Source organism: Tabrizicola flagellatus (assembly GCF_046295235.1).
In the GTDB taxonomy this organism is placed as follows: domain Bacteria; phylum Pseudomonadota; class Alphaproteobacteria; order Rhodobacterales; family Rhodobacteraceae; genus Tabrizicola; species Tabrizicola flagellata_A.
On sequence record NZ_JBKBLV010000006.1, the window covers coordinates 106189 to 117688 of the forward strand.

The following is an 11500-nucleotide window of genomic DNA, read 5'->3' on the forward strand; positions in this document are numbered from 1 at the left end:
GCAGGCGGCCCCTGGGGCAGGCCATGCGCCGGGCGGCGGGTGCCACGAAAGGCAAGTCGAGAGGGTGATGGCATGAGGGACACGATGCAGGACCTTCCGGCAGATACGGATATCGCCATCGTCGGCATGGCCGCGCATCTGCCCGGGGCAGCGGATATCGCCGCCTACTGGGAGAACCTGCGCGAGGGCCGCAGCGCCGTCCGCCGTCTGACCGAAGAGGAAATCCTCGCCTCGGGCGAAAGCCCGGCGCTCTTGCGCAATCCGAACTACGTCCCCGCCGCCGCGCTTCTGGAAGGCTACGACCGCTTCGATGCCGAGTTCTTCGGCTTTTCCCCCAAGGAAGCCGCGATCCTCGATCCCCAGCACCGCCAGTTCCTGGAAGTTGCCTGGGAGGCGCTGGAAAACGCGGGCCACACGCCGGAAGGCTTCAAGGGCCGGATCGGCGTCTTCGCGGGCTGCGGCATGGGCAGCTATTTCTACTTCAACCTCTGCTCGAACCCGGCGCTGGTGGAAAGCACCGGCATGTTCCTTCTCCGCCATACCGGCAATGACAAGGATTTCCTGTCCACCCGCGTCAGCCACGTCTTCGACCTGAAGGGGCCGAGCCTCGGGTTGCAGACCGCCTGTTCCACCTCGTTGGTCGCGACGCATTACGCGATCCAGGCGCTGCTGAACGGCGAATGCGACATGGCGCTGGCGGGCGGTGTCACCATCGACATGCCCCAGGGCCGCGGCTACCTCTACAAGGAGGGCGAGGTCCTGTCGCCCGACGGCGTCTGCCATGCCTTCGACCACCGGGCGCAGGGCACCGTCTTCGGGTCGGGCGCGGGCACCGTCCTGTTGCGACGGCTGGAGGACGCGCTGGCCGATGGCGACCACATCTGGGGCGTCATCAAGGGGTCCGCCGTCAACAACGACGGGGCCGCGAAGGCCGGGTATCTGGCACCGTCCGTGGAAGGCCAATCCGCCTGCGTCGCCACCGCCCTGGCCGTCGCGGGGACACCTGCCGAAACCATCGACTATGTCGAATGCCACGGCACCGGCACCTATCTTGGCGACCCGATCGAGGTCGCCGCCCTGACCGAGGCCTTCCGCCGCACCACCAATGCTACGGGCTTTGCCCGGATCGGGTCGGTGAAAACCAACATCGGCCATCTCGATACGGCCGCCGGGGTCGCAAGCCTCATCAAGACCACTCTCGCACTTTACCACGGCCAGATGCCGCCCAGCCTCAACTTCGAGGCCCCGAACCCCGCCATCGACTTCGACAACAGCCCCTTCCGGGTGAACGACAGGCTGTCGGACTGGCCCCGCCGCATGGGCCCCCGCCGCGCCGGCGTGAACTCGCTTGGCGTCGGCGGCACCAATGCATTCGTCATCGTGCAGGAACCCCCTGCCGTGGCAGCCTCCGAACCCTCGGACTGGCCGTTCCAGCTTTTCACCCTCTCGGCCCGCAGCCAGTCGGCTTTGGGCGAGGCGTCCCAACGCCTTGCCGCGCACCTGCGCGCGCATCCTGAACAGGACCTGGCCGATGTCGCCTGGACGCTGAAGGAAGGCCGCCGCGCCTTCGAACACCGGCGCGTGCTGGTCGCAGGCTCCCACGAGGAAGCCGCGAAGATGCTCGAGGCCGGCGATCCCCGCCGCGTCTTCACCCAACGTCGCCTGGGCGACCGCCCCGATGTCGTGTTCATGTTCCCCGGCGGCGGCGCGCAATACCCCAACATGGCGCGCGACCTCTACGAGACCGAACCTGTCTTTGCCGAATGGATGGACCGGGGCCTTGCCGCGCTGGGCGAGGCCGAGGCCGAGGCCGAGGCCGAGGCCGAGACGCGGGCACTCTGGCTTCCCGCGCCGGGTCAAGAAGCCGCAGCAGCCGAGGCCCTGCGCCAGCCGTCGAAGCAGCTGCCGCTGATCCTGATCGTCGAAGTCGCCCTGGCGAAGCTGTGGGAAAGCTGGGGCGTGAAGCCTGCAATGCTGATCGGGCACAGCATGGGAGAGAACGCCGCCGCCTGCGTGGCCGGCGTGATGACGCTGGAGGCCGCCGTGGGCCTCGTCCGCCTGCGCGGTCAGCTTTTCGACACCGTGCCTGCGGGGGGCATGCTGTCGGTCCCGCTGTCGGAAGCGGCCCTGAAGCCCTATCTGGGCGATCTCGACATTGCCTCGGTCAACGCACCGGAACTGACCGTGGTCTCCGGCCCGGATGCAGGCCTGAAGGATCTGGCCGAGCGTCTGAAGGCCGACGGCATCGACACGACCCGCATCGCCATCGACATCGCGGCTCATTCCAGGATGCTGGAAGGCATCCTGCCCGCCTTCCGCGCGCATCTGGCGGGCATGCATCTCTCGCCGCCGCAGATCCCGATCATCTCGAACCGGACCGGCCAAGTCCTGACGGATGCCGAGGCCACCAGCCCCGACTACTGGGTCGCGCATCTGCGCAACACCGTCCGTTTCGCCGACGGCATGGCGACGCTGCGGCAAAAGGCCGACCGCGTGTATCTTGAGGTCGGCCCCGGCCGCGCGATGGCGTCGCTCGCGCAGGCGAACGGCGCGATGGGCGGCCAGCCGGTCCCGGCCAGCCTGCGGCACCCCGACGACACCGTCAGCGACGACCGCCACTTCATCGCCACGCTCGGTCGGCTCTGGGCCTGCGGGGCGGAGCCGGATTTCACGCAACTCTGGGGCGAGGCGAAACGCCGTCGCGTGCCCCTGCCGACCTACCCCTTCCAGCGCAGCCGCTATTTCGTCGAACGCGGGACACCCGCCGTGGTGACCGAGGCCGACCTGACCCCGGCCCGCCACGACAGCGTCACCGACTTCGGATACAAGATCGGCTGGCGCGTGATGCCCGCCGACTGCCCGGTGGACGTGGAAACCGAACTCGGCGCCCCCCTGACCTGGCTTGTCTTCGCCGATGAGGCCGGCCTTTCCCGCGCCGCCGTCCAGCGCCTGCGTGCGGGCGGTCACCGCGTCATCACCGTCCACGCCGGCGACGCCTTCGCCCGGACCTCGGACGACACCTACACGCTGGCCCCCGAACACGGGCGCGAGGGCTATGACGCGCTTCTCGCCGACCTCGCCCAGCGCGACCTGTCGCCCGCCCGGATCGCCCATTTCTGGCTGGTGACCGAGAAGGAAGCCTTCCGCCCCGGCTCCTCCTTCTTCCAGCGCAACTTGGAGCAGGGCTTCTGGAGCCTGTTCTTCCTCGGCCAGGCAATGGGCGAGATCGGCCTCAAGCCCCTGCCCCACCTGACCGTCGTGACCTCGGGGGCGGCGCAGGTCCGCACGGAAGACCTGCCCTACCCTGAGAAGGCCACCGTCGCCGGTCCCGTCCGCGTGATGCCGCGCGAACTTCCCGGCCTGACCGCCAGCCTCCTCGATGTGACGCTCGACAAGAAGACGATCCCGGCGGAAACCGTCTCCGCCGTCCTCGAAGAAATGCTGGCGACCCCCGCGAACACCGTCGCCGCGATCCGGGGCAGTCGGAGACTGGAAACCCGCCTTGTCCCGGCCAAACTGCCCGAACCGGCCGAGGTCCCCGAAGGCTCGGTCTGGGCCATCACCGGCGGGTTCGGCGGGATCGGTGTCACCGTGGCCGAACGCCTGATGCGCGACCGCCACGCCAAGGTTGCGCTCATCGGCCGCCACGTCCCCGAACCGGGATCGGTCCGCGCCGGGGTCCTGTCGCGCCTGGAACGCCTTGGCCGCGTGATGGCCGTCGCCGCCGATGTCTGCAACCCAGAGGACATGCGCGCCGCCTTCGACCGCGTCCGGGCCGAGTTCGGCCCGATCTACGGCGTCGTCCATGCCGCGGGCACCGTCGATGATGCCCCCCTCCTAGGCAAGGACCCCGGCAGCGCCGACGCGGTCCTGTCGCCCAAGGTCCATGGGACGAAACTGCTCGACACGCTTCTCCCCGATGGCTCGGTGGACCGGATCGTGCTGTTCAGTTCCACCTCCACCGTCCTGACCCCGGCGGGCCAGGCCGACTATGTGGCGGCGAACGAATACCTGAACGCCTTCGCCAAGTCCCGTGCGGGCGGGCTGACCAAGGTCACCTCGGTCAACTGGGGCATCTGGTCCGGCATCGGCATGGCCGCCGACGCCGACGCCCGCCGCCAAGGCAAGGACGCAGGCGCGCCGCTGCCCGGGCAACTGGTCCTTGAACGGATGCAGAAGGGTGAGGATGAAACCCGTTTTCACGCCACGCTGACCAAGGACCATTGGGTGATGGACGACCACCGGCTCCTGGACGGCACGGCGGTCCTGCCCGGCTCGGCCTACCCCGAGATCGCCAGCGAGGCGCTGATGGCCGCAGGTCTGAAGGGCGGCCTGCACCTGACCGACCTTACCGTCTTCCGCCCGCTGCGGCTGGAGGCGGACCTGCCGCGGGACCTGCGCGTCAGCCTCACCCGCGCCCGCGACGGCAGCCAGCGCCTGCAAGCCCGCGCGCTGGAGCCGCAGGGCTGGGCCCTGACCGCCGAGATGGGCGTGGCCCCCCAGACGACGCAACCGGAAACGCTCGACCTCGCCGCCATCGCCGCGCGCTGCCCCGACAAGGCCACGGCTCCGGGGGGCGAGAACCTGCCCTCGGCGCAGGAAGACCGGATCGCCTTCGGCCCACGCTGGCAGGTGCTGAAAGCGACCGCCCTGGGCAACCGTGAAGGGCTGGCAACGCTGGCGCTTCCGACCCAGGCCGTGCAGGACACCGCCACCTGCACCATCCACCCCGCGCTTTACGACATCGGCACCGGCTGGGGCATCGCGCTTCTGCCGAAGGTGCAGGAAGGCTTCGTCTGGGCGCCGGTGATGACCACCGCGATCCGGGTCCATGGCCCGCTCCCCGCCGAAATCCGCAGCTGGGTCCGCCTGTCGGGCACGCCCGCCGAGGACACCGCCAGCTTCGATGTTACCCTGACCGACCCCTCGGGCCGCGTGCTGGTCGAGGTCGAGGGCATCACCTTCCGCAAGGTCGCCTTCGAGGAGGCGCTTGCCAAGCCGCAGCCGCCCAACCCGCGCGACGTGATCCGCGACGACGAAGGGCGCGGCCAGTCCCCCGCCGAACAGCGCCTCGCCCAGGCCCTTGCGGGCGGCATCCGCCCGGCGGAGGGCGCCGAGGCCTTCCTGCGCGCCATCGCGGCGGACGGCGCGCAGGTGCTTGTCTCCTCGCTCGACCTCGACGCGCTGGTGAAACAGGCCAACGCCCCGGTTGCGACGGAAACCGAAGGCCCCGGCTTTGCACGGCCCGAACTGGAAAGCGCCTATGTCGCGCCCCGGAACAGCGTCGAACGCACCCTCGCCGGTTTCTGGGCCGAGCTTCTGGGCGTCGCCGAAGTGGGGGTCGAGGATGACTTTTTCGCGCTCGGCGGTCACTCCCTGATCGCCGTGCGCCTCTTTGCGATGATCCGGCGGCAGTGGAAGGTGGACTTCCCGATCTCGGTCCTGTTCGAGGCCCCGACCATCGCCCGCTGCGCCGCCCTCATCATCGACCGCATCGGCCCGCAGGACGACAGCGCCCCGGCGCCGACCGCGCTTGCCGATCCGGCGGGGCCGAAGTTCACCCACCTCGTCGCCATGCACCGGGGCGAGGGGGGGCCCAAGACCCCGTTCTTCCTCGTCGCCGGCATGTTCGGCAACGTCTTGAACCTGCGCCACCTTGCCAGCCTTCTGGGCACCGACCGGCCGTTCTACGGCCTTCAGGCCAAGGGTCTGTTCGGCGACGACAAGCCGCACATGACCATCGAGGAGGCCGCGGCCTCCTGCCTTGCCGAGATCCGGCAGGTCCAGCCCAAGGGGCCTTACCTTCTGGGCGGCTTCTCTGGCGGGGGCCTCACGGCCTGGGAGATCGGCCAGATGCTGCGCTCCGAGGGCGAGGAGGTGGCGCTGATGGTCCTTCTCGACACGCCGCTGCCTGTCCGGCCCCTCCTGACCAAGCCCGACAAGGCCCTGATAAAGCTTGCGGAATTGCGCGCTGGTGGGCCGAAGTTCCTGGCGGAATGGGCGCGCCGGCGCTGGGAATGGGAACGCTCGCGCCGTGCCAAGGCGGCGAACGAGCCTGACCCGACCGTGCCCTCCTACAACAACGTCGCCATCGAGGCCGCCTTCCGCCATGCCATCGGGGTTTACCAGCTGAAAGGCTGGGAGGACGGCAATGTCGTCCTGTACCGCCCGCCGCTCGACCGGCGCTTCAAGGTGACGGGCGGGAACTGGGTTTCGGCGGCTCGGGAATATGTGTTCCACGACAACCTCTGGACCCCCTTCGCCCCCCGGCTGGAGGTGGTCGAGGTGCCGGGCGACCACGATTCCATGGTGCTGGAACCCAACGTGCGCGTTCTTGCCGCACGGATGAAGGCCGCGATCCAGGCGGCCGAGGCTGGCGAAACCCGCCCGTCTGCCCAAAGACTTGCAGCCGAATGACCCGGAGACCGACATGACCCTGACCGCCCTGCTGATCGGCAACGAAAGCCTGACAGTCGAATGCGGCAAGCGCTGGCTTGAGCGGGGTCATCGGCTTGAAGCGGTGGTCACGCGCGAGGCCAGGGTCGCGGCCTGGGCCGTGGGTGCGGGGCTGCGGGTGATCGCGCCGGGATCCGGTCTGGTGGAGCGCACGGCAGGTCTGGCGGTCGACTGGCTGCTCTCGGTGGCCAATCTTTCGCTGGTGCCGGCGCCGGTCCTTGCGCTGGCGCGGCAGGGTGGGGTCAACTTCCACGACGGCCCGCTGCCCGGTTACGCCGGCCTGAACGCGCCAGTCTGGGCGATCCTGAACGCCGAAACGGCACATGCCGTCACCTGGCATCTGATGACCGAGGGGATCGACGAGGGCGAGGTACTGGCCACCCGCTCCTTCGCGATCGAGCCGGACGACACCGCCTTCACCCTGAACACCCGTTGCTTCAGCGCGGCGCTGGACAGTTTTAACGATGTCATCGCGGCACTCGAGGCGGGCGGCCAGCCACGCCAGCCGCAAGCCCCCGGCCCGCGCAAGGTCTGGATGCGGTCGGACCGGCCCTCTGCCGCCGGACGGCTGGATTTCGCGCAACCAGCCGAAGCGATCGCCCGCCGGGTGCGGGCGCTCGACCATGGCGGTTACCGCAACCCGCTCTCGGTGCCCAAGGTCGAGGCTGCGGGACAGGTCTGGGCCGTGGGACTGGCCGAGGTCGTCGCGGGTTCGGGCGTGCCGGGTGCGGTGCTGGCGCGCGATGCCGACAGCGTGACAGTGGCCTGCGGTTCGGGTGCGGTGCGCCTGTCGCGGCTGACCTGCCTGAAGGGCCTGCCGATCGACACCGCCCGGGCCGGCGCCCTGCTGCCTTCGCCCGATGCCGCCGAAACCGCCAGGCTTGACGCAGCCCTCGCCCCCGCGGCCGAGGCCGAGGCACGGCTGCGCGGCCTGCTCCTGCGCCCCGATCCGGCGTTGGCAGGGGCGGCGTCGGCCGCGCAGGACTGGCGGCAGATCCCGCTTGACCTTGAGGGAGCAACGCCTGCCCGCCTGGCGCTGGCCGCCCTGCGCGCGCTGGGCCGCAGTGGGGGCGACCTTGCCCTGGGCCTGGGAGCCGACCGCGCACCTGGCTATCTTCTGCCCTGGGTGCCGGTCAGGCTGGACGCAACCGGCCCCCTGGCCGAGGCCGAGGCCCGCGCGAGCCGCGCGCTCGATGCCGCCCGCGCTGCCGGAGGCGTCGCTGCCGACCTCGCCCTGCGCGAGCCCGGCCTGACCGCGCTGTCGCCCTCTGGCCTCGCCCTGGGCGAGGGCACCGCCCCGCTGACCGGCAGCACCGTCACCATCACCACCAGCCCCACGCCGACGCTCTGGCACGACGCCACCCGCCTGCCCGCCGCCGAGGCCGCCCGGCTGGCCGAACGCCTCGCCCGTGTCCTGGCCACCATGGCCGCCACGACCGAGGCCGATCTGTCCGGCATCAGCCCGCTGTCGGAGGCCGAGACCAGGGTCTATGCCGGCGCTCTCGACGCCACGCAGCGCGACTATGACCGGCAGGCCACCCTGCCCGGCGCAATTCTTGCGCAGGCCGCGCGCACGCCGGATGCGACCGCCGTGATTGCGGGCGAAACGCGCCTGACCTACGCCCAGCTGGCCGACCGGGCCGGGCGGATCGCCAATACCCTGCGCGGCATGGGCGTCGGGCGCGACATGCTGGTCGGTCTTGCCATCCGGCGGACGACCGACATGGTGGCGGGCGCACTCGGCATCCAGCTGGCCGGCGCGGCCTATGTGCCGATGGACCCGACCTATCCCGCCGACCGCCTGGCGCTGTACGCCGAGGACTCGGGGTGCCCCGTCATCCTGACCGAAAGCGCTGTGGCCGAGGCCCTGCCGCACGGCCCCGCGCGTCTGGTCCTCGACACCGATCCGCGGCTTGCGGCGGCCTCCGCTGCTCCGCCCGCAGATGGTCCGACCGCCGAGGATCCGGCCTACGTGATCTACACCTCCGGCTCCACCGGCCGGCCCAAGGGCGTGGTCGTCACCCACCGCAACGCGATGAACTTCTTCGCCGGGATGGACGACGTGCTGGGCACCGATCCCGGCACCTGGCTGGCCGTCACCTCGCTAAGCTTCGACATCTCGGTGCTGGAGCTGTTCTGGACCCTAACCCGCGGCTTCACGGTCGTCCTGGCCGACGACAGCGCCCGGGTCCGCCCCTCGGCCGGATCCGGGGGAGGCAACGGGATCAGCCCGCGGAAGATGGAGTTCAGCGTCTATTACTGGGGCAACGACGACCTGCCCGGTCCGTCGAAGTATGAACTGTTGCTGGAAGGCGCAAAATTCGCCGACCAGAATGGCTTTGTCGCCATCTGGACGCCAGAGCGCCATTTCCATGCCTTCGGCGGCCCCTACCCGAACCCCTCGGTCACCGGCGCGGCGGCGGCCGCCGTGACGAAGAACATCGGCGTGCGCGCGGGATCCATCGTCGCCCCCCTGCACCATCCCGCCCGGATTGCCGAGGAATGGGCTGTCATCGACAATCTGACCAATGGTCGCGCGGGTCTGGCCTTCGCTTCGGGCTGGCAACCGGACGACTTCGTGCTGCGGCCCGAGAACACTCCACCCGCCAACCGCCAGGCGCTGTTCGACTCGCTTGACGCCGTGCGCAAGCTCTGGCGCGGCGAGGCCGTGGACTTCCCGCGCAAGGACGGCACGCCCTTTGCCGTCAAGACCCAGCCGCGCCCCGTCTCGAGGGAAGTGGAGGCCTGGGTCACCACGGCGGGCAACCCCGAAACCTGGCGCGATGCCGGCAAGGCGGGTGCGCATGTGCTCACCCACCTCCTCGGCCAGTCGATTGCCGAGGTCGCGGACAAGGTGAAGCTCTACCGCGCCGCGCTGGCCGAGGCGGGTCACGACCCGTCGCGCTTCAAGGTCACGCTGATGTTGCACACCTTCCTGGCCAGCGACCGCGAGACGGCGCGGGAAGTCGCGCGCGAGCCGATGAAAAGCTACCTGCGCTCGGCGGCCGGGCTGATCAAGCAATACGCCTGGGCCTTCCCGGCCTTCAAGAAGCCGCAAGGGGTGGCCAATCCCATGGACATCGACCTCCGGTCGCTGGCCCCGGACGAGATGGAGGCGATCCTCGATTTCGCCTTCCAGCGCTATTTCGAGGACTCGGGCCTGTTCGGCACGGTCGAGGATGCGGTGAAGCGCGTCGAGGAACTGAAGGCCATCGACATCGACGAGGTGGCCTGCCTCATCGACTATGGCATCGCAACGCCCGTGGTGCTGGAGGGGCTGAAACATGTGGCCGAGGTCCTGCGGATCACGAACTCCGGGGCCGAGGCCGATGACTCGATGGCCGGTCTCATCCATCGCCACGGGGTGACGCACCTGCAATGCACGCCCTCGATGGCGCGGATGCTGGCCGAGGATCCCGGCGCCCGCGCGGCACTTTCGCGGCTGAAGCGGATGCTGGTCGGAGGCGAGGCCTTGATGGGCCGTCTGGCCGGTGATCTCGCGGGGGTGATCGGCGGGCCGGTGCTGAACATGTATGGCCCGACCGAAACGACGATCTGGTCCTCGGTCGAGGCGACAACCGGCGCGGAGGGTGTGGTCAACATCGGACAACCCATTGCGAACACGGCGCTTTATGTGCTGGACGACAGCCAGTCCCCGGTCGCCGATGGCGAGGCCGGAGAGCTCTGGATCGGCGGCGAGGGCGTGGCGCAGGGCTATTTCCGGCGCCCCGACCTGACCGCCGACCGTTTCCGCCCTGATCCCTTTGCCGGTCAGGGGCGGATGTATCGCACGGGCGATCTGGTGCGCAGGCGGCCGGACGGCAAGCTCGATTACCTCGGAAGGGCCGATTTCCAGGTCAAGATCCGCGGCCACCGGATCGAACTGGGCGAGATCGAGACCGCGCTGGAAGCGATGGCCGGGATCCGGCAGGCCGTGGTCATCGCCCGCGAGGATCAGCCGGGCGATGTCCGTCTGGTCGCCTATGTCACCGCCGATGGCCAGGTGGACGAGCAGGCGCTGCGCCGGGATCTGTCCGCGCATCTGCCCGAGGTCATGGTTCCCGCCCATGTCGTCCGGCTCGACGCGATGCCGCTGACCCCGAACGGAAAGGTGGACCGCAAGGCCCTGCCCTCCCCTCACGCCGCCGCCGCCCCTGCCGCCACCAAGGCCGTCGTGCCGCTGGAAGGCGGGGTCGAGGCCACCATCGCCGCCGTCTTCGCCCGCGTCCTCGGCGTGCCGCAGGTCGGGCGGTCGGACAATTTCTTCACCCTTGGCGGCCATTCGCTGCTGGCGGTGCAGGCGCACCGCGAGCTGAAGGTGGCGCTGAACTCCGACCGGATCGCGATCACCGACATCTTCCGCTTCCCGGTCGTCTCGGCGCTGGCCGAACATGTCGCCAAGGTGCTGCCGCAGGCGGCGGCCATCCCGGCCCAGGTCGCCGAACCCGTCGCCGCCGCGCCGGCGCCACAACCCGGCGCGACCGGAGCCGCCGACAGCCGGATGGATGCCATGGCGCGCCGCCGGGCAATGCGCGAGGCGCGGGAAAAGGCGCTGGGATGACCGCTCCGCTGCGGCTCGGCCGGGTCGGGCAGGCGCTGGCCGACCTCTTCCCGGCCGGGGTTTCGGTGGCGGTCTGCAACCTTGCCGCCGCCGACCCCGGGGCGCTCTGGCCCGAGGAACGCGCGGCCGTCGCCACGGCGGTGCCGCGTCGGGTCAGCGAATTCGCCGCCGGGCGCCAGGCGGCGCGCCAGGCGCTCTCTGCGCTCGGCCTGCCGCCGGTCATGCTGCCTCGCCTGCCCGACAGATCCCCGCTGTGGCCCGAGGGCATTTCCGGCTCGATCTCGCATTCGGCCGGTCTGGCCGTGGCCGTCGTCCGGCGCGGGGGCCCGATCGGCGTCGATGTCGAGCCGGACGAACCGCTTGCGCCCGAGATCTGGCCCGAGATCGCCTCGGCCGCCGAACGTGCCGCGCTGCCGGCGGGAGAGCCGGGGCTCTGGCTGCGCCGGCTCTTCGCGGCGAAGGAAGCGCTGTTCAAGGCGCAGG

Annotated in this window: 3 protein-coding genes; all 3 read left to right on the forward strand. The window is 70.3% G+C overall.

What is annotated here, in order from left to right:
• Positions 1-72: 72 nt before the first annotated feature.
• Positions 73-6417 (forward strand): type I polyketide synthase, encoded by a 6345-nt coding sequence (locus ACK4IU_RS04030; protein WP_409731918.1) that lies wholly within the window; start codon positions 73-75, stop codon positions 6415-6417.
• A 13-nt stretch (positions 6418-6430) separates the two neighbouring features.
• A complete protein-coding gene (locus ACK4IU_RS04035) occupies positions 6431-11017 on the forward strand; it encodes a MupA/Atu3671 family FMN-dependent luciferase-like monooxygenase (RefSeq protein ID WP_409731920.1) in 4587 nt (1528 codons plus the stop codon).
• Positions 11014-11500: 4'-phosphopantetheinyl transferase (locus ACK4IU_RS04040; RefSeq protein ID WP_409731922.1), on the forward strand; the 487-nt coding region annotated here is incomplete at its 3' end. The genes ACK4IU_RS04035 and ACK4IU_RS04040, both read left to right, overlap by 4 nt.